Raw genomic sequence first — 23127 nt, 5'->3', positions numbered from 1 at the left:
ATATTATCTAATATTTTACTTTACATTAAGGAAATAATGAAAGTATTTTATCATGCTATTTAATGATGTTTATCTATTAATTATAATTTAAACTAATACATTAAAATAATTAAGTAAAAGGTAGATTTTAATTTTAAAAACTTCTTTAAATGAAAACATTAGCGTATGTATATGATGCAAGATGTTATAAGTATCAGGACGATATTTTTGGCGTATTCGATGTCACTGTCTGGGATCGATTTTTGGATGGATTTGATGAAATTATTGTTTTTGCAAGTATTTATAAATCTGATATAGACACAATAAAAAAGTTGAATTTGAACAAACTAAACCACCCCAAAGTTGAATATGTTCATGTTCCTTTTATAGACACACCTAAAAGACTAATAAAAAATTTTTTTATAAATAATTCAGTCTTTAAAAAAGAGTTTTGTAGAGTAGATGCTGTTGTAATAAGGGTTCCAGGACAATATTGTAACAATGCTTTTCATGTAGCAAAAAAAATGAATTTGAAAGTTGGTCTTGAGGTAGTAGGCTGTCCTTTTGATGCCTTTTGGAATTATGGCAATATGCAAGGTAAAATATTAGCTTTAGTATATTTTTATTGGATGAAGCACATTGTAAAACATTCAGATTATGTGCTATACGTTACAAAACACTTCTTACAAAAGAGATATCCTACTAAATCAAAACACACAATAAATGCCTCAAATGTAGATGTCCAAGTGTCTAATAAAGAAAAGGTCATAAATCATAGATTATCAACATTAGAAAATAATATTAGGAATAAGAAGATAACATTAGGACTTATAGGCTCTTTTGGGGTTCGTTATAAGGGGCACGAAGAAATTCTTAAAGCTGTCTCAACCTTAGATGAAAGAAAGTATATTTATATTGAGATGATTGGCGGTGGCGATTATAAATGGGTTGAGAAATTAGCAAAATCATTAAATATAGAAAACAATGTAAAAATCCTTGGAAAACTTAAATCAGGTGATCAAGTTTTAAATTGGTTGAATAAAATTGATATTTATATACATCCATCTAAACAAGAAGGGTTACCAAGATCTGTTATTGAAGCAATGTCACAAGCATGTCCTGTTTTGGCCTCCAAAATCGCTGGTATACCTGAATTATTAGATAATAATTATCTTCATAAAACAGGTGATTTTAAACACTTATCACTTCAAATCAGTCGAATAATTTTTAACTCAGTAGAACTTGAGAAAATGATTAATGCTAACTTTAAAACTGCATTAGCTTATGATAGGAGTATTTTGTCAACAAAGAGGAAAAAGTTTTGGTTGGATTTTTCTGAAAATTTATAATTCCCAAAAACCCTAATTGGTAAAAGAAAGTTATTAACAAATTACTTCCGATTTCTATAAATTCACTAGCCCTTGAATTAGTTATTAGATAAGTACACAACTAAAATGGCGATAGGTTTTATAGTTAAATCGAACATTATCGAAGAGAAAATATAAACTCTTGACTTGATTAAATATTTGAATAAACACTTTATCGTTTAAGAGGTTATTGAGTAGCTTAAACATTTAATATTTTAGTATTTTTAAGAAATAAATAGTATGGTAAATTTAGTAATTGCAGGGTTTTCAAAATGTGGCACAACCACACTATATGATATGCTTAAAATGCATAAAGATATTGGTATAGGCACGAGTAAAGAACCCGCATTCTTCAGTAAAATTAAAGGGTTTAATACTACTAAAGATTTTACAAATTGGTCGGTAGGTGGTAGTTACGATAAGGGGGTAGAGTGGTATGAAAGTATTTATAGAGGGGTGGTCAATAAGAAATATATAATGGATGCAAGTACAATTTATTCGTTTGATTCGCAGGCTCCGTCCTTAATACATCAATATAATCCAAATACCAAAATCATCTTTATTGTTAGAGAGCCCTATAAAAGAATTGAATCTCATTATTTTCAAGAAGTTAAAACTGGAATGAATTTACCTGATTTTAATGAATTTATAATTTCTGAACACCCTAGATTGAATTTTTATAAAAATGTTACTAAATATAAAACTCCGATTGTAAACTATATTAATGTATTTGGAAGTCAAAATGTTTATGTTACCTCATTAAATGCATTAAAAGATATGCCTCAAAATGTTTTACAAGATATTTTTAATTTTTTAAACATTAATGAAACTGATTTTAATCATTTTTTAAATAATGGACCTAGCAATGTAAGACGGGCTCCTCGTTTTATGTTTCTAAAAAGTACATTAGTAAGTATTGAGAGGTCAAAATTAGCAAAAAAATCACCACGTTTCATACAAGAGCTTGGAAGCAAAGTAATGAGAAATATTGATAAATTTTTATTAAAAGAAATTAGTAATAAACCAAATACTTCGAATGATATTCGAGATAGTATAAATAATCAATTCAAGGATGATCTTGATTATCTAAAAAACAACCATCAAATATTATTTTAGACAGCTGGACCCTAAAAATATTACGAGAGGCAGTATTAAAAGATAGATTTAAAATTACATTAGTAATCAGGAAATATTTAATTAAAAAACATTAGTCAAATTTTTCATTAAAAATATCATTATTACATTACAACTATGAAAATCCTACAACGACTATATTGTATCTTCCCTAATTTTATTCAAAATATTTTTATTACTTGGTTTAATATTATGGCATACAAGAAAAGGTATGGAGGCAAGTATAAATATTACAAAAAAATGTTTTTTAATAATAGGAATTTAAGTAAAGAAGAATTGTTAAAAATTCAAAAAAATAGATATGTTGCATTTTTAAAACTAACTGTTTTAAAGTCTGAGTATTATAAAAAAAATCTTTTAAAAATAGAAGACTTTAATAAAATAGAAACTATTGAAAAGTTGCCTTTTTTAAGTAAAGAAATATTAAGGTCTAATGTAGATAAAATAAATACAATTACAAAAAATAAAGGAATTATCTCTAAAACCGGTGGCACAACTGGTAAATCTCTAGAAGTACTTTTTACTCATGATAATATGCAAGAACGCTTTGCAATGTTAGATGATTTTAGAGATCGTCAAGGTTATAAATTAGGTGAAAGAACAGCTTGGTTTTCAGGCAAATCTATACTTACTTCGAGAGATTTGAAGAAATGCAGATATTGGAAAACCGATTATTTTTATAGAGTTCGTTATTATTCTACTTTTCATATACATCATCATAACCTAATTTATTATATAAAAGACTTAATAAAATTTCGACCAAAATTCTTTGTTGGTTTTCCTTCTACTATGTTTGACATTGCAAAATATGGAATAAATAATGGTTTGCAATTTCCTAATGGAATGTTAAAAGCAATTTTTCCAACAGCAGAGACTATTAATAAAGAAATGAGAGAAGTTATTGAAAGTTATTTTCATTGTAAAATGTATAATCAATATGCTTCATCCGAGGGTGCTCCTTTTATTTTTGAATGTAAATATGGAATTCTTCATCTAGAATTACAAAGTGGTGTTTTTGAAGTATTGGATGAATATAATAACCCAAGTCAATCAGGTCGATTGGTTGTAACATCATTTACTTCTGAAGGCACACCACTCATAAGATATGACATAGGAGATTCTATTACTTTAGAAGATGAATCAAAATCTTGTCAATGTGGTAATAATAATCCGTTAGTAAAAGAAATTTTAGGTCGTATTGACGATTTTATTTATTCTCCGGAAGTAGGGAAAATAAACTTAGGTAATGTATCAAATACATTGAAAGATACTAAAGGTATTTTGAAATTCCAAGCGATACAAAACTCATTATCGAAATTGATTTTAAAAATTGTAATTGATAAGAAAATTTATAATAAAAAAATTGAGAAGAATTTTATACAAAATTGGAGAGATAGAATTGGAAACAGTATGGAATTAGAAGTACAATATGTAGATGACATTTCTGTTGAGCAAAGCGGAAAATTTAGATTAGTAAAAAACAATATTAAGCACCTTTTAAATGTTTAAACTCGTCCGTGTCACAACTGTGCCTGTATCCCTAAACGTCCTGTTAAATGGACAGTTGCGATTTATGAATAAATTTTATAAGGTACTCGCGGTATCATCGGGACCGGAGGAGGAGTTAATAGAAGTGGAGAAGAGGGAAGGAGTTCCAGCCATTCAAGTGGAAATGACAAGGGCTATTACGCCAATACAAGATTTAAAAGCCGTCTGGCAACTCTATAAGCTTTTTAAAAAGGAAAAACCAACTCTAGTCCATACCCATACCCCAAAAGCGGGCACCTTAGGTATGTTGGCTGCTAAACTCGCCGGGGTACCTCACCGCTTGCATACGGTAGCCGGCTTGCCCTTACTAGAGGCAATAGGTCTAAAACGAAGCTTACTTGACATCGTTGAGAAAATAACTTATCGTTGTGCCACAAGAATCTATCCAAACTCTAAGGGCCTTTATGATATCATTTTGGCGCAAGGCTATTGCAAACTCAATAAAATACAAGTGATTGCCAACGGCAGTTCCAATGGTGTTGACACATCTCATTTTAGTCCGGATCAAATAAACAATGATCAAAAGAAAGCCCTAAGAAAAGAACTTGATTTAAATGATGATGACTTTGTGTTTATATTTATAGGCCGCCTCGTAGGTGATAAAGGCATCAATGAATTGGTCTCAGCTTTCTCCAGTCATCGCGAGTGTCGCGCTGTGACCTCGTCCACAACTTACCACTCTCCACTCCCCACTCACAAACTATTGCTCATAGGTTCCCTAGAAGCCCACCTCGACCCCCTCGAACCCGAAACCCTACAGGAAATCGAAAGCAACCCGAAAATCCTTACAGTAGGCTTTCAAAAAGACGTACGACCTTATCTTGCAATCAGCCACGCCCTTGCTTTCCCCAGTTACCGCGAAGGCTTCCCGAATGTGGTTATGCAAGCAGGTGCAATGGGTTTGCCTTCGATTGTAACAGACATCAATGGCTGTAATGAAATTATAATTCCAAATATAAATGGATTGATTATACCTCCAAAAAATTCAGAAGCTCTAGCTGATGCGATGCAATTGCTAATGGATGATACTGATTTATACCAGCAATTAAAAAGCAACGCAAGAGAAAAAATTACGAGTCGTTTTGAACGGCAACAAGTTTGGGATGCTTTACTTGCAGAGTATCAAGATTTATTAAAAGAAAGTGGTTTATCGACAAGCCAGTCCTGAGGAAACCACGTAAATCCACTCCTTAATATCTCCGATAGCTACTTAAAAACTTTCCTTACCTTTGCACCCCTACATAAACAATAAATGTATAAATCCCTTTTAAAACCTTTTTTCGATTTTCTATGTGCTCTAATAGGGCTGTTAGTTTTAAGCCCAATTTTTTTAGTAGTTTGGCTATGCCTTGCTATAGTAAACAACGGCAAACCCTTCTTCTTTCAACGCAGACCTGGTAAAGATGAACGCATTTTCACTATTGTCAAGTTTAAAACAATGAACGATAAGTGCGATGATAAAGGACAATTGTTGCCAGATAGCAAACGCCTTACCGCTATGGGAAGTTTTGTGCGTAAAACCTCTTTAGACGAGCTGCCACAATTGTTAAACGTGCTAAAGGGAGATATGAGCTTTGTAGGTCCAAGACCCTTATTGCCAGAATATCTATCTTTATACAATGAAACACAACGGAAACGTCATAATGTAAAACCAGGCATTACAGGTTGGGCACAAGTTAATGGTCGCAATGCTATTTCTTGGGAACAAAAGTTTGATTATGATGTATGGTACGTCGAACATCAAAGTTTCGCTTTAGATTTACAGATACTTTTAAAAACAGTAAAAAAAGTCTTTAAAAGCGAAGGCATTACACAACAAGGTCAAGTAACAACCCAAAATTTTCAAGGAAATGCAGTCGATTAAAAAAAAATTAATTCGTGCCATCAACAGATCGCAAGCTGCCTATAGCTTGTATATTTCGGATAAAAGATATTATCAAGCTTTAAGAATAAAGCATGCCAATGAAAAAGTCTATGCATTGTTGGAAGCCTATTTATATGAATGTGATGATAAGGACGTAGAAACTATACATCAATATTTGTTTCACTTAGATGATTGGTTTAATCAATTTAATAACTTGCAAAAAGAACAAAAAGATTTAGAAGCAGAATTTGTATTTACCCGCTATCCCGATTCGCCTGGATTTCCGAAAACTATACTTGATATAATTTAAAATATAATTTAAATGAAATACGCCTTCGCTGGAGATAGGGAGATAAGTACAAATATACTAGCGTTTATTATCTCTAAAGGTTATAAACCGTCCGCCTTATTTGTATCTGATGGTTCAATAAGTAGCCATAGTAAAGAATTGATTGATATTGCTGGTTTAGAGAATGATTTCGTTTTCAAGGGCAATGAATTTAAAAATAGTTTAGAACTTATAAAATCAATGAACTTAGATTATATATTTGGAGTCCATTTTCCTTATATAATTCCAAATGAGTTTTTAGAGTTGCCCCAAAATGGTTTTTTAAATCTACATCCTGCCTTTCTCCCATTTAATAAAGGATGGCATACTCCTAGTTGGGCTATAATCGATGAAACCACCTATGGCGCTACCTTACATTTTATGTCACAAAAGCTAGATGAAGGCAATATTATTCATCAAAAAGAATTGGTTATTCAACCTTCCGATACAGCAAATACGCTATATCAAAAAGCTCTAAGATTAGAGGAGGAAGTCTTTTATGAAGCTTTTGATGATCTTGTGGCGTTAAAACCGAAATCTGTTAAACAAATAAATAAGGGGACTTCTCACTCTAAAAAAGATATAAAGCAAATTCAAGAGATTCAATTGGATGCCCAGTATTCGGGTAAGGAATTAATTGACCGCTTGCGTGGCCTGACAACAAATAATGTGGAAGAAGGTGCTTATTTTGTTTTTGATGGTGAGCGTTATTATATGCAACTATCTATTATAAAGCAAAAATGAATTTATTTTGTTTTTTCTGGCCCCGTCTATTATCCTCAGTCTAATCCACAATTCAAATCATCTTCGCCTCCGTATTTTAAACCATAGTGAAGCCCACCAATAAACAATAAAAAATAACCATAAAAAAGAGCCCCCAGTCCCCCAGAAGCTCCTTTCTCAAAAAACAGATAGTACATTACCGTCTATCCAACCGTCTGCTAATCCATTTCAGTAAAACGGTAACAATATAACTGCTAATAGTTCCAATGATAGCCATACAAATTGTAAGTACTACATCATCTATTGGCAGATTGGGAATTATCCCAAACACTGTTCCGCCAAAAATACTAATCTTATAATTGTCCATAATTTCTCGTATTTATCGATTAACATCCAATAGCGGATTCGGCCCCGGTGGCATCATGTAATCGGGTGGGGGGTCGTCGTCGTCCGTGTCATTTATCACTGTCTGACTCACAACAGAAGCCACTGTACCTGCTACAATAAAATACCCAGCAATTTTTATCAATATGCTAGGCAAATAAATTGCATTAGCTATTATAGCTCCACCTATAGCCGTCAACCCAATCCCAATATTCCGCAACCGCCTAAAAAACCGAGGCGTAGGCCGCCTAATTCTCTCAAATAAATCCATAAACCAAATTTTTAAATTAATACTCAGTTAACTTTCATCGCCAACGCAGCAAGACATTATAAATGTTGCGCGCAGCAAAGCAACCCTCCTACATTTAATTAAAACTAACTAGCTTGTCTTGAGCGCAGTCGAAGGGTCATTGCGAGGGAGGCACGACCGCAGCAACCCGTCATTGCGAGCGTAGCGTGGCAAACTCATCAAGATAACACCTACCACCCCAAACAAAAAACCACCCCCACCTCCCCCCCCAAACACAAAACCACCCCAAAACCCCTCATCAACCAACATTTACCCACGTCCCACCCTCATCGCAAAAGCAACTACCACTAAATCCCCCAACCACAAACCACCCCAACATCATAAGTTGCGAGCGAAGCAATGCAACCATCCACATTGAAATGAAAACTAACTAGCTTGTCCTGAGCGCAGTCGAAGGGTCATTGCGAGGGAGGCACGACCGCGGCAACCTCTACATGATTACACCTACCACCCCAAAGCCAACTACCGCTTCATCATACCACCTTATCCCAAATCTCCATTCCAGTCACCTAACATTCCCCCCCCTTTGAAGGGGGGGCAGGGGGGGATGTTCATCTCCCCGAAAAATCCGATATCACCGTCAACGTAATCGCTTCATGCGTTTCCCGAAGCCCTTCAATCCGCATCAAGACCTTATCTAACGCCCTTCGAGATCCAAGGCCTCTTCCAATGCCCGTTAACTGCGACACAGGTGCTATACAGCCCCGTAGCTCAGTTTGAGCATTGTTTGCCGGGTGTAATAGGATGCCACTTCTACCAGGTACGTCTATCAATCGTAAATGATGCTTAAAACGCAGAGAGAAAAATGGTCGCATCTCGTATGTGCCGTCAGGAATACACGAAACATTGCGATGGTTCAGACGCCAAGGCAACTCTATGCAAAAGCATAGAAACTGCTGCTTGTGATACAAGGCTCCGTTCGTTCCATTTTTATAATGGATTCTATGAAGATAAAATTCCATAACCTTGAGGATTTAAGATTACAGCTGATCTACCTCAACAACTGCCAAGGCATTAAATGCGCCGTTTCTAAGCGGATACATTTCTCCGTTCACCTCTTGAAAGAAGTTTACGCCAACCACCTGCAACACTGGCAAGGTACTTCCTGCCGTAATGGTGGTGCTTAAGGTTAAAGCCGCTTGCGTAGTCGTATCCCAAGGGATGATTGGGGAAAATTCATGACCTTCCTCAAACTTTCTGCCTTGGAAATCAAGCGCACAAATTCCTCCTACCAGTTGAATATGGGTAGTACCTCTTGGCGCGTCAATTGTTTCATTTGGCACAAATTCTTCAATCGCAACGTCCAAGGTTCCGGCAGCACGGTCAAATACCGAGCTATACCCGCTAAAGTAAACAGTATCGAGCTTTCCCTTTTGGTTAAAGTCAAATCCTTTTAACAAGGACATGTCTCCATCCTGTACGGTTCTACTACCGCGTTTGTTCAGTGGGTCGGTTTTAATAATCGCCATTAACACTTGTACCAATCGCGATGTTACTCGCTTGTCACTGGCTTGTTTAAGAAGCAGTCGTTCTGCTTTTCTAATCAGCTGCCCACTTTTTCCAGCTGTTCCAAATTCCATCCCGTTCTCGCGAGTTCGCTTAAACGCGGGATCATTCAAAATGCGGTCTTTATCAATCCCGCCTTTTTCACGGGCCATATACCCGTCTTCCGTTTTGTAAAAGGTAAAATCTCCTATCGTACCTTTTAACTTTAAAATTCCTTTTTGCTTTGCCATAATTAACAAATTTTAAGGGTTAAACAATACCCAAACCTACAACCACAACCCCCTAAAGCAATTTTTCAAAACACAGATTGCATATTTTTGCATAATTCTGCATATTCTTGCACACTACTGTAAAACAAAAGAAATTAAAAACTCATATAACCATCCGAATGTTAGGGTGAGTTAGCCTGTCCTGAGCGCAGTCGAAGGGCAGTTGAACCCCCGTCGTCTAACGAATACTACCGCAAGCAAAATGTCAGGCTGAGCTAGCCTGTCCTGAGCGCAGTCGAAGGGCATCCGATAGCTATCGGATCGAACCCCGTCGTCTAACGAATACTACCGCAAGCAATATGTCAGGCGAGCAGCCCCTCCTGAACGGAGCCGAAGGACATCCGATAGCTATCGGATCGAACCCCGTCGTCTAACGAATACTACCGCAAGCCAAATGTCAGGCTGAGCGCAGTCGAAGCCCCACCGTCTAACGCAAACCATCGCAAGCAAAATGTCAGGGTGAGTTAGCCTGTCCTGAGCGGAGCCGAAGAGCATCCGATAGCTATCGGTTGGAAGCCCTTACCTCTAACCGTCATTCCATTTTATAACAATATTAGAAATGCAAAACCCACACATTACGAAAAGCCGTAAGCGTGGGTTTTTTAAATTGGGGAGAATACCAAATATAATAATTTTTGGTTAAGTAGGCAATAACATATTGATTGTAATTAAGATTGAGTCACTTTATACTTTAGATTAGCTCGTTCGAGCATATTCATAACTCTTAAAGTCCATACAGAATCGCTAGAAATACATTCCCTCAAACTTCCGGACTACCTCCCCTCTGGGGAGGTCAATACTGCCTTTTCCGGCAGTTTTGGGTGGGGACATATATGCACGGTTTAAATCGAAATGCCTGGCACAATGAAACCGAAATCGCTGGCACAAATCAAACCGAGTTATTCATATATTTCAATGATAAAAAATCAAATAACCTATAATCGAATGATGGTAAAGATGATTGCTCGCTGGAATCCAAATAAATCAAATTAGAAGATTTATTCCAACTCAACAATACCATGGCTTGTGCCAACATGCTTGGTTCTTACCTCAGTTCTTTGCCTTAGTGCGTTCTTATTGCACGTATTCACTATAACTTATCCGTTTTTTATTTCCAATTGTGACTATTTCTATCGCTCCATATTTAAATTCGGTTGAATCAATTTCTATCGTAATCGGCAGATTGTAACTTACCGTAAATGAATAATCAGGTAATATTCCGTCATAAGTATAATAGTAAGAAATGCTGTCTGCATTCTTTTGCAATTTGGGAAACCAATTGAGTTTCGTGATTTCTTGATACTGCTCAAAAGTCAAGTTATCAGCTTTTGTACCAAAGGCAAGTCCGTTTGCAGCTTCAATTTTCATAGCCAATTCTTTTCTTAAGTCACTTTTCTGGATTCTGTTTTCATAAATCTTTTTTGAATAATTAAAATAAAGAAAAGAAGAAACCAAAATAGTAATTAAAACAGATACTTGAAGTCTTTTCTTGATAGCTGTATTTCTTTTTCTGAAAAATCCGATAGCGATTCTTATTCCAATCAGTGATATTAATGTGAATCCGATTATTTTTAAAAACTCAATAGGACGAACCCAATTATTGAAAGTCAATTCAACAAGGTCGGTCCAGTAAACTAATAATCCAGTCAATATTACAAGATTAATTAGGACGACAATTAAATATTTAATCGATTTTCGAATCATTCTCTAATTTGTATGTGATAGAAACAAGTTTACTGTCTTTTATTTCGACTTCATCTGCATCCTCACTAGCTAAATCAAGGAACTCTTGAGTAAAGGGGTTATCAACATTAAAGATATGACTCCAAGCGGGAGAATTGCGTGTCATATCGTATGCCAAGTCCGTATTAATATTTAGCTTACTAGCTAATATTTTAAAAGTTTCAATTAAACTCGCACCAGTTGTTTTTAGTTCAGAAATAAATTTATTTATATCGTCAGTTTCGTTTAAAACTTCACGTTTTGATACTTTTTCTATTTCAGTTTCTTTATTCATCAATTCCTCTCAATTGTTTGCAACTGGCATTCTATATAATTAGTGCCGGATTAAGCAACTAATTTAGCAAATAAAACCGAAAAGAAATCCGCAAAGATCTTCGCAAGTAGGCTAAAACTAGCAATAAATTATACACGGATACTGTTGTTCTTATTTTTCAATTGTTCTGTCTGTCAGATATTCTAATTCAATTCGCTCAGTTTTAAAGCTGGTTTCAACTTCCATTCCGAGTTGGGAAGGAAATATATTCCATATTTTTCCCTTTCGTTTTCCAAGTTCAGAAATCAAATCCTGTAATTTTTTTCCGCTATTTAATTCTGCCACTAACCAATTTAATATCTCGAACTCAGATTCCACTTCAGAGTTGAGATCGAAATAATATTTTGGTGTATCATTTTCATAAATTATCCATTCATTCAATTCTAACTCCAAGAAGGGAAAGAAACGTTCATTTTCATTTCCCTTTATTAAATAAGATTCAGTTTCTAATTTTATTCTACTCATTTTTAAATAAATATTTTCCAAATTCTAAAAAATGATGTAATAATTCCGAGAATTGAAATTAACATTGCAATTGACACTAATAGTCGGTTTTCCTTTTTTCTTAAATAGTTGGCAGATATTATAAATCCAATTAATGATAAAATTCCTAAATAATATCTGTAACTAAATTTTAATTCAGATAATCCAAATAAGGCTCTTGTTTTTCCTGTTGATTGAATATAATCTTGATAAGTATTTATATTCCCTCTTACAGAGAATATAAGGCAAATAAAACTCACGAATATGATTAAATAAGTTATTTTCTTTCTATCCATAAATTTTATTATGCCTTCGTATTTTCCTGTATTCCGAGGTTTTTCTCAAATGTACTATGTTTTTGCAGATGATTAGTGCCGCGATTAAGCATTGAAATTAGCAAATAATCCCCGAATAGAAAATCCGCGTGGTTTTTCGTAAACAAGCTCAAACTAGCAATTAATTAAATGCGTTTTGTGTTTCCACCATGCACACTTTCTACTTTACCGAAAGGTAAATAATTAATCCAGAGGGTGCAAGTCCCTTATGGGCAGGGGTAATGCCATAACCAATAGTTAGCTACAAGGTTGCTAACCGTGAGGTTGAGACTAAAGACTTGCATAGCAATCACGAATACCTAAAAACTTTATTAACGAATGAAATAGGTGGAGGATGATCAATAGTCTAAAGACCAAACTGCCTACTTCATTCACCGTAAAACGGCTGAATAGGTAAATTTATATTAGGTTAAAAGAACACTGCAAACAAAGAGTTTCATTATCGAACCGCCGTATACGAGACCCGCTGGGTTTATCCTGAGCGGAGCCGAAGGGTACGGTGGTGTGAGAGGCGCACTCTGTTCCTATTTAGGGGCGGAGCCGTCTACTCGATTGGCAAATCGTTTTTTTAGAGTTATTACTTTCTTAAAACTTGTTGAATATTTTAACTAAATTCAAATAAAAACCTACATTTGTAAATAAAACCATTTTTAAAATTAAATGTTAGAATTTTTAAAGCCTATTTCTGAAAATCATTCGATTAGTAGAGCTGTAGCATCAGTATTCATACCACAAGCTTTTTTAAAACCTCAAGATATCTTTGAAAAAACAAAGGAAGTTGAGGGTTTTAAAGGTTATCCTAAAAAAGGATTGTTGAAGGCAACAACCATTAATATTAATAATAACAATTTGGGAATTTCTAATGAACAAATTAGAGGTTTTATATTTGAAAGCTATGACGATAAAGGTTCGATAAACAATGTTTTTAAATTAGAAAACAGTAAAGAAAATCAGTCGATTCTGTCATTAGAGAATAGGAAATATAAGGATTGGGACAGGTTTAAAAATCAGTTAGATTCAGATTTGAATTCGTTCTCTGGTATGAATGATTTCTATGTTGAAGCGATTAGTTTAAATTATAGAGATGAATTTATATGGACTGATAGAAACTCACCTATACCTGTGGCTGACATATTCAATATTGATTCAGAACTTTTAAATAAAAAGTTTTTATCTTCTAAAAACGGAACTTTAGTTCTAGTTTCTCAAGGAAATGAGGAAGGTGGTTTTACTTATGAAGAGAAAACTGAAATATCTTTCAATAATGATATTAAAAGAATAATAATTGACCATCAATACGCTCAAAGGTTTGGTGATATAAAATTATTTAGTACCTTAAACCAACATAAGAATTTCAGCTCTCTATATGATTCAGCGCATTTAGAGAACAAAAAAATTCTTAAAGATATATTGACAGTAGATAGTCAGAATTTAATAAAATTAAAGTAATTATGGCATTATTAACTAGTTTGTTTGCGTTAAATCCTGAAGTCGAAAAGTTCAGTTTTTTAAATCGAAGCAATATCGAAATGGAAAATGTATATCTTGAAGAAGAAGTTGTTGACTTGAAACATACTTATCATTTTACTGGGATTATAAGTAATGAAAAGTCAGATTTTTTGAAAAGACAAATTTTAGATTTTTTCAACTCAGCTGATGCCGACGTTAAGATATCTGCGGATGTTCTATCACAATGTTATTCTTTTATCGATAATCTTTATCCGAGTGTTTTGGAACAATTAGAAATTGATGATGTATATAGCACTTCTTATGGAACTGTTGTGTTTGATTGGGAAAAAAATGTGGATAATGTTTTTTCATTAGAAATTGGTGCCAAAGAACTTGGATATTTTATTGAAGTAAACGGAACTGATGATAAACAAGTAGATTCATTAATATTAGATGAATCTGAAAATGAATTACTACAAGATTTATCTAGCTTTTTATCAGTTTAAATGCACTTACCAATACCAAAAGAAATTGCCTATGATGAAATTTTGGTTCATTTTATTTTTGACCGAAATTTTAAGAACAAAATCATAACAGAGGAAAAGCTAGTTTCCAAAGATATTTTTTTACCAAACAAAGGTGGTGTTTCTTTTCAACGAAATTTTTATTGTGAAGAGAGTAAATGTAAAGATTTTGCAAAAGGTTTTGCAATTGGCAAAGTCTATATAGGTTTTATTGTTTTTCGAAAATCACATTTTGAAAAAGTAAAACAAGATTATATTCTAAATGAGAGAAATGAATTTGAAGCTGATATTTTTTCGACACCGTTAGATGAAAATTTCGAATATTTACCTAAAGAAGCAGAAGTTTTTACAGATTCTCCTGGAAATCCTGCGCACGCTGATTTAGTTTATGAAAATCCTGCATTAAAAGATAATGAAACCCCAAATACTGCAATTAGGTCGTTCTCGAGAAAGCTATCAAAAGATTGTAAACTTATAATTGATAGCAACCCAATTTCTGATTCCTATGATGATGTTGAATTCAAGAAGGTTGTCTGAAATGTTTGCCAACGTTTGGGCTATGAGTAGTGCGCCAAAAAATGCAATCATTTTCGGGTTGATCCTCATTTCGTAAATATACAACTGCTTTCGGATTTAACACAAAACCCAGCATTGCTTATAGCCTCGTATTTGCAATGTTTTCCCACGTTCTGCTCCGTCTTGCTTCCGTTTTTTTAATCGTTAACAGACTGTTGCAAAAGAGAAGTGGCGTTCGCTGGTTTTGCCTTTCCGATGCTCGATATTCCTATTTCATATTCAGATTTTGTTGCTAAAATTCAGAAATGTTTTTCTTCTTATTCACAAGTAGGTTGCAATATCGTTTTGCCGTTTTCTTCAATCAACTTATATCCATTATCCAACATTGGCTTAAAACTTTGTCGTCCAGTAAATTGCCACAGAAAATATCCATACTGACATTGATTGATATTCCCAATTCTATATTCATCCAGCATTAATACTTTTAACTCTTCCCAATATTGACTAGGCGAATGAATGAAAATTAACATAGGCCTAAATTCAGGATCGGCAAATTCCTTATTGTAGAATTTTCTTATTCGCTCGACACTTGGAAAACCATATTTTTTTATTATTTCAATCATTCTTTCCGTATGCAATGCATCCTTTGGATTAATGTAGTTTTGGAAAATAAATTTACTCAAAGTGTCAGAAACGAATTTGCGTCCAGTCATTTCCTTCAAACGTAAACTATCGGGAAGATTTTCAATTCTATCAGTTTCTGATTTATCGAATGTTCTGAAAAGAGTATATTCACGTAATGTTTGGTCGTAACCATACATAAATTCCATTTCTTCAACTAAAGCTTCAATATCCTCTTTGAAAAGAGAATCCTTTTGAGGTTGGGAGTAAATAGGAATGCAAAATAAGATGGTAATTAGTAAAAGTCTCAATTTCATTCTTGGTTTTTTTAATATTGCACAATCTGCGTATATACAACACTAGCATATTGTATATGCCATATTTAGCAGTTTCTATTAAGTTATTTCAAAATAAAAATATAATTTATAAAATGCATTGCGGAAAACTGGATCAAGTGTGTTGGCTATATCGCTTGCTTTTAAGCGACAAGGTAATTATTACTTGATCTTTCAAAGTAGTACAAATCGAACCGTTATTGGTTTTTCGGTCACAGGCAAACTGGCACTGTTTTAACCGAAATGCCTGGCACTATGAAACCGAAATCACTGACACAAATCGAATTGAAATAACCAATAATTTTTATTAATATAATTCAAACACAAACCCACACATTACGAAAAACCGTACGTGTGGGTTTTTAAATCGGGGAGAATATGCGTTTTTAAATTGGGGAGTATACCAAATATAATAATTTTTGTATAAGTAAGCAAAGACATATTAGTTGTTATAAAGATAGAGTCACTTTATACTTTAAATTCGCTCAGTCCAGCATATCCATAACATTAAAGGCCCATATAGAATCGCCAGAAATACATTGCCTTAAACTTCCAGACTACCTCCCCTTTGGGGAGGTCAAAACTGCCTTTTCCGGCAGTTTTGGGTGGGGACATATATGCTCAATTTAAACCGTAATGCCTGGCACTGTGAAACCGAAATCACTGGCACAAATCGAACTGATATAACCATTTTTTACCTAAAGTGTTGCCCCTTAACGCAGATAGGCTTTTTTTAAAAGGTCCAAATTTGGCTCACTCACAAGCCTGATTAAAAAATAAAGCCTCTTATCCAGAAGCTTCGAGTGACTTATATGAGTTGGGGTTTTATAAATTAAGGGGTTTTGCAACGGTTACCGTTGTTGTACGCTGACTTTTATTTGAATTCAATGTCAATACCTTGATAGATTTTTAATAAATCAGGTAGTGTCATTACTTTAATGTCAAGCATCTTACAGATAGAAGGTATTTTTTTAAATGCTTTGTGATCATTTCCATTTTCAGATTCTTCCGTAACGATAACAATTTCCTCTTTTTTACTTTTCTTTATCAAAGCAAGTATTATCATTCTTGCATCAGCTGTTTCTAAAAACTCTTTTTTACGCTCTTCAAATTCAGCATCATTAAGTCGTCTCGATAGAGGTGTTCTGAAATTATCATTTAAAAGGTTGTAAAATTTCTTTGTTGAAGGTGGAAGTAAATCTTTTGTTTTTAAAGGAAGCTTAAAATCTTTCTTAAACTCCTTTTCTTTTAAATAATTTAATGTTTTAAGAACTAAACCTTGAGCAGTATATTCACATTCTTGATAAACGGCATCTATTAAAATTAAATTTCCATTTTCAAATTCAGATTTTATGAAATCGAATAACTTTGTTTTTTGGTCAAATGGTAAGTAATAACGAACCAAGGACAGTAAGGAACTTGTATCTATTATTACTTTCATCAAATATACTTTTCTAATTTTTCGGGTTTAATATTAAGTTTTTTACAAACTTCATATTCGTTTAAAACACCTTCATAGTAAGCTGTTTGAATTGTAGATAAAAACAATGGAGATGGAATAGGTTTAGCGACAGAACCTCTTTGTTTAACTCCTTGTTCTTTCAATAATTGTTTTTCTCTTTCCTTTTGCTCTTGCTTTTGTCTATAAAGTTCTTCAAATTCTTCTCTTACTAAAGCATAGTTTGATTTTGATATTTTACCTTGATAAAGAAGTCTTGTGAAAAGAGACAATTGACTTAAATGAGTATGGTGAGAAACTTTCTCAATAAAGTCGTGATGATAATCATTATTCGCTGAAGCTTTATCTAATGAATCTAGTGTTTTAGCATAATTACCTGCAAGAAAGAAAAAAGCAAAATCATTACACCATCTTTCTATCGAAGAAAGATTTTTATTGTACACGCTATAATTTATTTCTTCGATTTCTTCTTCGTCAAGTAAATAGTGACCTAATTCGTGAGCAAGTGTAAATATTTCTCTGGAAAAAGATTGATGTCTCTTAAGAACAATCATATTTGGCTTTAGATAAAATCCGTCAATATTAGCTTTCTCCTTTTTATTCCAAGTCTCTATGAATTCAAAAACCATAATATTTTTGGTAGCAAATGAAGAAATCAATGACTTCAAAAAATCGCGTCTATTTTTATCGAATCTTGGATATAAGACTTTTCTAGCTTTTAAAGCGATTTCTCTTGGACTGTCAGAAATCGAATATTTTTTTATCTGTCTTTTAAAATCTAAATCTGAAAGTTTTGCAATTGCTGAAAGTGATAGTTTTAATTCTTCGAATTGGTTAACAATTTTAATTGCACCTAGATTGAGTTCATCGTTTTGAAAGTTTTGCTTTCTAAAGAATACACTTGCTTCTTTTGATTTTTCAGGTGCTTTTGGGTCAAGATAATAGTGAAGACCTTTTCCAAAAATTTTATCAATTCTTTTTAAGTAAGATACTTGAATTTCTTTACCAAACACATCTTCCTTAGTTATTGGATTTTTAAGTCCACTACTAATTTTTTGCAAGAATTCTTGTACATCCATTCTGTACATTTCTAGCAAATGTCTAATTCTTGATATGTTATGTTCTACTTTCAATATGTTTTTTAAAACTTTTGTGCAAAGTTACGATTTCTTTTTAGCTTGCGTGCAATGTGTACATTAGCACATTGTATATACCACACATAGCAGTATCTAATAAGTTATTTCAAATTTAAAATATAATTTATACAATGCATTGCGGAAAACCGTAACAGCGCCAATTTTAACCATGGAGATTACCAAATAAACAATTTTATTTAATTATTTTTTTCTAAAGTAATATTCTAGGTGTCTAATAAACAATTTATTATATTTGAATATTCTCCCCAGTTTTTAAAATTAAATCAATGAAAAAAATTAAAAGTTTATTTATTGGAGGGTTACTGTTTTTATTTCTTACCTCATTTTCCTTGGATGTTTCAGGCGTATATATCTGCAAAGGCCCGAAAAGTACCAAATACCATTATAAAAAAGACTGTAGAGGTCTGTCGAACTGTTCTACCGATACGTATTCGGTAACGTTAAGTGAAGCCAAAAAGCTAGGTCGTTCACTTTGTGGCTGGGAAGATTAAATGGTGAACTTATAATAAATAGCAGATGCGTAACTACGAAAAATTCTACAGAGATCAGTTTAAATTCTCATTAGTAATGGCCGTAATTGTTGGAGCTATTGTTTTTTTCTTGTGGATTTTCGGAGTTGTTAGGTTTTAGGTTATCAAAGGATTATAATGTCACTTTTGGACTTTTGATTTGAGAAATAAAATCTCTTAGTATTTGATTAAAAGTGCGCTCATATAGTGAATATACTTACGAATTATTTTTTATCTTTTAAGGTAGCGATTATTTCATTTCGGAGATCTTGAAGCCTCTTTTCGTAAAATTCAATTATCTTATCTACGGGATCATTAATAATGGTATTGATATTAGTATTAACTGAATGACTTCCTTCATAAAAATTCGCCGTAGCATACAAAACGGATTCTTCATTAAATTTTTTCAATCCAGACGGAGTGACTCCTAAAGCTCTAGCTACTTCTTCGATTCTATTGTCATCAATAACTTCTGTCTGTTCAAGTTTGCTGATAGCTTGTTTACTAATGCCCCCTAATCGTTCGCCTAATTCTGTTTGAGTAAAACCTCTAAGAAGCCTTACTTTCTCTATTTTACGGCCAATATGGCTAGAAACATTTTCAAAATTATTTTTCATAGTTTAAAAATTGAATTATTTGTTAGTTAAATTTTTTTTTTCACTTTCCAATAATCTCTCGTAAAGTTCCACTATTTTTTCAATTGGATTAAAAACTTGTGCAGATGAAGAATCCGCAAATGTATTATCATGTACATTATAATGATTGATATTATAAATGACAGCGTCTTCATCAAAATTCTTTATTAATTCTACTGGAACTCCTAAATATTCCGAAATTACGACTAAAGTTTTTTCTTCAATTTTTTCCTGTTGCTCAATTTGGGATACTTGTTGTTGAGTCATTTTTAAATCCTGAGCAAGGGACTCTTGTTTTACCCCTAGGTAAGACCTCAATTTTGCCACATTGTGTCCCATGTGGGAGGTGTGCTTTTTTCTTTTCGTTGTTGTAGTCATAATAAGAAATTTGGATAAATATAGTAAAAGTCAATGATATTTAGGTAAAGGTCAACCAAAATTATTTTTTATATATATAAATTTTTAATTATTTGCACTCAAAAGAATTAAGTGCTGGAAGTTAAGTCTATTGCAATTTGTTTTCAGCTTTTAAACTCTTTATAAAAAAGGCCCTCACACCCTGTTGCGCAACGTGTGAAAGGCCAACATTAAATCAGTTGTCTAATTTAACACTACAAAAGTATGAAAAATTACTACAGGCATACCTATGCCTTAAAGGTTTCACTTTGCCTTCTCTTTCCACTATTTACTTCAATAACAACCTATGCCCAAGATGCACCTTATTTGGTGACGGGTAGGGTACAGGACGAGACGGCTCCTTTGGCAGGGGTAAACATTATATTAAAACATAAAAACAAAGGTACTATTAGCGATCTTGACGGTAGGTTCGCTATAAACACGGCCGCAAATGACACCTTGGTGTTTTCATTTCTAGGTTACACCCCTCAGGAAATACCAATTGGAGGAAAGACAGAGTTCTATATTACTATGGAGCCAAGTGCGCAAGCCTTGGATCAAGTAGTAATAAATGCGGGCTACTATAAAGTTTCCGACAAAGAAAAAACGGGAAGTATCACACGTATTACCGCTACCGAAATTGAAAACCAACCTGTCTCCAATCCGCTTGCCGCTATGCAGGGCAGGATGGCAGGAGTAAATATTGTGCAGAGCACAGGCGTTCCCGGTGGTGGCTTTTCGGTACGTATTCGAGGGCGCAATAGCATTCGGGCAGATGGGAGCGAACCCCTCTATATTGTAGATGGGGTGCCTTATCCTTCGCAGTCACTTGGTAATATCAATGTATCCAATGTTTTGGGAAACTCCCAAAGTCCGTTAAATGGCATTAGTCCAAACGACATAGAAAGTATAGAGGTCTTAAAGGATGCCGATGCTACTGCTATTTATGGTTCTAGAGGGGCTAATGGAGTGGTGCTAATAACTACTAAAATGGGAAAGTCTGGGAAGACACGTTTTCAAATAAATACCACTACAGGAGTTGGAAGTATTACAAGAGACTTGGACCTGCTAAATACAGAGCAATATTTAGCCATGCGCCGTGAAGCTTTTGCCAATGATGGTATTACCGAATATCCATTTAACGCTTATGATGTAAATGGTACGTGGTCCACTAATAGATATACCGACTGGCAGGAAGAACTTTTAGGAGGTACCGCCTATTATAACACTGCAAGTGCATCAGTACAGGGAGGTGATAATCAGACCCGATTTTTACTCCGGGGAGGTTATGAGGAACAAACAACGGTGTTCCCTGGCGATTTTAAGTATAAAAAAGGATCGGCACTGCTTAACCTAAATCATAGCTCACCAAACAATAAATTTACACTGCAATTCAATGGAAATTATGTTGTGGATAACAACAAGTTGCCACCTATTAACTTGGTAAACGAAGCACGAAACCTACCTCCAAATGCTCCTTCACTTTATGACGCTAATGGAGATCTAAATTGGGAGGACGGCACCTTTACAAATCCCTTGGCTCAATTGAACGGGGAATATCTATCCCGTACAAATACACTTTTAAGCAGTGGAACGATTGCCTATCGGCCTCTAAAAGGATTGGAAATCAAGACCAACTTGGGTTTTACAACCAATACCCTAAAAGAAACCAAGACTTCCCCGCATACAATCTATAATCCCGATTATGGATTAAATAGCAGCTATTCCTCCATCATAGTTAATGAAGCAAACAGACGTTCCTATATCGTAGAACCACAATTAAACTATAAAAAGTCAATAGGTAAAGGAAATTTGAATCTGCTTTTGGGAAGTACAATACAAAAGGAAATCACAACAAAATCCCTTCTATTTGCCCAGGGATTTTCAAGTAACAGTCTTATATACAATCCAGCATCAGCGGCAAACATTGCTATAATGAGCAATACGGAAGAAGTTTATAACTATAGGGCGCTATTTGGTCGCCTTAATTTTAATTGGAACCATAAATATATTGTGAACTTAACAGGCAGGAGGGATGGTTCTAGCAGGTTTGGACCCGGAAACCAATATGCCAACTTTGGAGCGATCGGGGCTGCATGGATTTTTTCTAAGGAGGAATTAATCAAAAACAAACTTTCGTTTTTAAGCTTTGGGAAACTTCGTGGCAGCTATGGTACCACAGGCAATGATCAAATAGGGAATTACGGGTTTTTAGATACTTATACCAGCAGCGGACTCTCATATCAGGGTATGCAAGGGCTTATTCCTGTAAGTCTATTTAATCCCCATTTTGGATGGGAAACAAATAAAAAATTAGAGGGTGCAATTGAATTGGGTTTACTAAAGGATAAAATCAATTTATCGGCTTCCTATTATCAAAACCGATCTTCAAACCAATTGGTAGGAATACCGCTTCCCGGAACCACAGGTTTTTCAACTTTACAGGCCAACCTGCCCGCGACTGTAGAAAATACGGGCTGGGAATTTGAGCTTGCAACTACCAATTTTCAGAGAGATAATTTTTCTTGGAAGACTTTTATTAATATTTCGCTTCCCCGAAATAAACTACTTGCCTTTCCGAATCTTGATGCTTCTACCTATGCCAATCAGTATATAATAGGCGAACCTCTGGATATCCTCTTGCTTTATAATAGCAATGGCGTAGACCCAGAAACGGGAATTTACACTTTCGAGGATGTAGACGGCGATGATGCCATCACCAAACCAAATGATCTTAAAACTATAGCCAATTTGAGTCCTAAGTACTTCGGAGGCATACAAAATACCTTTACCTATGCCAACCTTAGCTTAGATTTTCTGGTCCAGTTCGTAAAGCAACAGGGTAGAAATTTTATGGCAAACAGTCCCTTACCAGGAACCATGGCAAACCAATCCACCGAAATATTGAACCATTGGCAACAGCAAGGGGATAATACAAACGTCCAGTTGTTTACTACGGGACTTAATCAAGAAGCCGTTTCAGGATATGTCAATAATTATGACAGCGATTCCTCGGTTGGCGATGCTTCTTTCATCCGTCTTAAAAATATATCCCTCTCATACACGATCCCAACCCTAAGCACCCTTGGTGTTGATTGTCGTGTCTATGCGCTTGCACAAAACCTTTTAACTTTTACAAAGTACAAAGGACCAGACCCGGAAACCCAAATTTACGATAACCTTCCTCCCTTGAAACTGGTCAGTATCGGTCTTGAATTAACACTTTAATAAAACCATAAA

The 23127-nt window shown here is 34.3% G+C and carries 24 protein-coding genes; 12 read left to right on the top strand and 12 right to left on the bottom strand.

Annotated features, from left to right (window positions below; all coding sequences use genetic code 11):
- Positions 1 to 149: 149 nt before the first annotated feature.
- From K8089_RS12125 to K8089_RS12095, 7 genes are all read left to right on the top strand, one after another.
- Positions 150 to 1328 (top strand): glycosyltransferase, encoded by a 1179-nt coding sequence (locus K8089_RS12125; RefSeq protein WP_237603559.1) that lies wholly within the window; start codon positions 150 to 152, stop codon positions 1326 to 1328.
- Positions 1329 to 1586: 258 nt separating this feature from the next.
- Entirely contained in the window at positions 1587 to 2462 is an 876-nt protein-coding gene (locus K8089_RS12120) for a sulfotransferase domain-containing protein (RefSeq protein ID WP_237603558.1), read from the top strand.
- A 135-nt stretch (positions 2463 to 2597) separates the two neighbouring features.
- Positions 2598 to 3989 (top strand): phenylacetate--CoA ligase family protein, encoded by a 1392-nt coding sequence (locus tag K8089_RS12115; RefSeq protein ID WP_237603557.1) that lies wholly within the window; start codon positions 2598 to 2600, stop codon positions 3987 to 3989.
- Positions 3982 to 5196 (top strand): glycosyltransferase family 4 protein, encoded by a 1215-nt coding sequence (locus tag K8089_RS12110; RefSeq protein WP_237603556.1) that lies wholly within the window; start codon positions 3982 to 3984, stop codon positions 5194 to 5196. Before K8089_RS12115 ends, K8089_RS12110 begins: the two co-directional genes overlap by 8 nt.
- 84 nt (positions 5197 to 5280) lie before the next feature.
- Positions 5281 to 5892: a sugar transferase gene (locus tag K8089_RS12105; protein WP_237603555.1), complete on the top strand. Its 612-nt coding sequence runs from the start codon at positions 5281 to 5283 to the stop codon at positions 5890 to 5892.
- Positions 5879 to 6202, top strand: coding sequence for a hypothetical protein (locus tag K8089_RS12100; protein WP_237603554.1), 324 nt, complete (start codon positions 5879 to 5881; stop codon positions 6200 to 6202). The genes K8089_RS12105 and K8089_RS12100 overlap by 14 nt, the downstream gene beginning before the upstream one ends.
- A 12-nt stretch (positions 6203 to 6214) precedes the next feature.
- On the top strand, positions 6215 to 6964 hold the full coding sequence (locus K8089_RS12095) for a formyltransferase family protein (protein ID WP_237603553.1): 750 nt from the start codon (positions 6215 to 6217) through the stop codon (positions 6962 to 6964).
- A 175-nt stretch (positions 6965 to 7139) separates the two neighbouring features.
- On the opposite strand, the gene K8089_RS12090 is transcribed toward K8089_RS12095, so the two are convergent.
- From K8089_RS12090 to K8089_RS12060, 7 genes are all read right to left on the bottom strand, one after another.
- Positions 7140 to 7310 carry a hypothetical protein gene (locus tag K8089_RS12090; protein ID WP_237603552.1) on the bottom strand — a complete coding sequence of 57 codons (171 nt, stop codon included), beginning with the start codon at positions 7308 to 7310 and terminating at the stop codon, positions 7140 to 7142.
- 12 nt (positions 7311 to 7322) lie between these two features.
- Positions 7323 to 7598: a hypothetical protein gene (locus tag K8089_RS12085; RefSeq protein WP_237603551.1), complete on the bottom strand. Its 276-nt coding sequence runs from the start codon at positions 7596 to 7598 to the stop codon at positions 7323 to 7325.
- 590 nt (positions 7599 to 8188) lie between these two features.
- Complete coding sequence (locus tag K8089_RS12080) at positions 8189 to 8599, bottom strand: DUF5675 family protein (RefSeq protein ID WP_237603550.1); 411 nt, start codon at positions 8597 to 8599, stop codon at positions 8189 to 8191.
- A gap of 18 nt (positions 8600 to 8617) precedes the next feature.
- Positions 8618 to 9373: a hypothetical protein gene (locus tag K8089_RS12075; RefSeq protein WP_237603549.1), complete on the bottom strand. Its 756-nt coding sequence runs from the start codon at positions 9371 to 9373 to the stop codon at positions 8618 to 8620.
- A gap of 1113 nt (positions 9374 to 10486) precedes the next feature.
- Entirely contained in the window at positions 10487 to 11062 is a 576-nt protein-coding gene (locus tag K8089_RS12070; RefSeq protein ID WP_237603548.1) for a hypothetical protein, read from the bottom strand.
- A 34-nt stretch (positions 11063 to 11096) separates the two neighbouring features.
- Entirely contained in the window at positions 11097 to 11429 is a 333-nt protein-coding gene (locus K8089_RS12065) for a hypothetical protein (protein WP_237603547.1), read from the bottom strand.
- A 150-nt stretch (positions 11430 to 11579) separates the two neighbouring features.
- Complete coding sequence (locus K8089_RS12060; RefSeq protein WP_237603546.1) at positions 11580 to 11933, bottom strand: hypothetical protein; 354 nt, start codon at positions 11931 to 11933, stop codon at positions 11580 to 11582.
- 1013 nt (positions 11934 to 12946) lie between these two features.
- On the opposite strand from K8089_RS12060, the gene K8089_RS12055 reads away from it, so the two are divergent.
- From K8089_RS12055 to K8089_RS12045, 3 genes are read left to right on the top strand one after another with little or no spacing between them, the layout of a single operon-like run.
- Positions 12947 to 13735, top strand: coding sequence for a TIGR04255 family protein (locus K8089_RS12055; RefSeq protein WP_237603545.1), 789 nt, complete (start codon positions 12947 to 12949; stop codon positions 13733 to 13735).
- A gap of 2 nt (positions 13736 to 13737) precedes the next feature.
- Entirely contained in the window at positions 13738 to 14241 is a 504-nt protein-coding gene (locus K8089_RS12050; RefSeq protein WP_237603544.1) for a hypothetical protein, read from the top strand.
- Positions 14242 to 14796: a hypothetical protein gene (locus K8089_RS12045; protein ID WP_237603543.1), complete on the top strand. Its 555-nt coding sequence runs from the start codon at positions 14242 to 14244 to the stop codon at positions 14794 to 14796.
- A 296-nt stretch (positions 14797 to 15092) separates the two neighbouring features.
- Here K8089_RS12045 and K8089_RS12040 read toward each other — a convergent pair whose 3' ends face one another.
- The 3 genes from K8089_RS12040 to K8089_RS12030 all read right to left on the bottom strand — a co-directional run bounded on the left by K8089_RS12040 (position 15093) and on the right by K8089_RS12030 (position 18269).
- A complete protein-coding gene (locus tag K8089_RS12040) occupies positions 15093 to 15713 on the bottom strand; it encodes a hypothetical protein (protein WP_237603542.1) in 621 nt (206 codons plus the stop codon).
- Positions 15714 to 16605: 892 nt separating this feature from the next.
- The gene (locus tag K8089_RS12035; protein ID WP_237603541.1) at positions 16606 to 17172 is read right to left on the bottom strand and encodes a DUF4411 family protein; all 567 of its coding nucleotides are present in this window, start codon (positions 17170 to 17172) and stop codon (positions 16606 to 16608) included.
- The gene (locus K8089_RS12030; protein ID WP_237603540.1) at positions 17172 to 18269 is read right to left on the bottom strand and encodes an ImmA/IrrE family metallo-endopeptidase; all 1098 of its coding nucleotides are present in this window, start codon (positions 18267 to 18269) and stop codon (positions 17172 to 17174) included. The genes K8089_RS12035 and K8089_RS12030 overlap by 1 nt, the downstream gene beginning before the upstream one ends.
- 344 nt (positions 18270 to 18613) lie before the next feature.
- Between K8089_RS12030 and K8089_RS12025 the strand changes: the two genes are divergently transcribed.
- Positions 18614 to 18838 (top strand): hypothetical protein, encoded by a 225-nt coding sequence (locus K8089_RS12025; RefSeq protein WP_237603539.1) that lies wholly within the window; start codon positions 18614 to 18616, stop codon positions 18836 to 18838.
- 242 nt (positions 18839 to 19080) lie between these two features.
- On the opposite strand, the gene K8089_RS12020 is transcribed toward K8089_RS12025, so the two are convergent.
- Both K8089_RS12020 and K8089_RS12015 read right to left on the bottom strand, forming a co-directional pair.
- Entirely contained in the window at positions 19081 to 19473 is a 393-nt protein-coding gene (locus K8089_RS12020) for a helix-turn-helix domain-containing protein (protein WP_237603538.1), read from the bottom strand.
- A 15-nt stretch (positions 19474 to 19488) separates the two neighbouring features.
- Positions 19489 to 19869 (bottom strand): helix-turn-helix domain-containing protein, encoded by a 381-nt coding sequence (locus K8089_RS12015; RefSeq protein WP_237603537.1) that lies wholly within the window; start codon positions 19867 to 19869, stop codon positions 19489 to 19491.
- 243 nt (positions 19870 to 20112) lie between these two features.
- Here K8089_RS12015 and K8089_RS12010 point away from each other — a divergent pair, with 243 nt between their 5' ends.
- The gene (locus tag K8089_RS12010) at positions 20113 to 23115 is read left to right on the top strand and encodes a SusC/RagA family TonB-linked outer membrane protein (RefSeq protein WP_237603536.1); all 3003 of its coding nucleotides are present in this window, start codon (positions 20113 to 20115) and stop codon (positions 23113 to 23115) included.
- Positions 23116 to 23127: the final 12 nt, after the last annotated feature.

Origin of the sequence: Aequorivita vitellina (genome assembly GCF_022008365.1) — a bacterium.
GTDB lineage: Bacteria > Bacteroidota > Bacteroidia > Flavobacteriales > Flavobacteriaceae > Aequorivita > Aequorivita vitellina.
The sequence above is the reverse complement of the archived record's forward strand: the minus strand, read 5'-3'. Positions and strand labels throughout refer to the sequence as shown.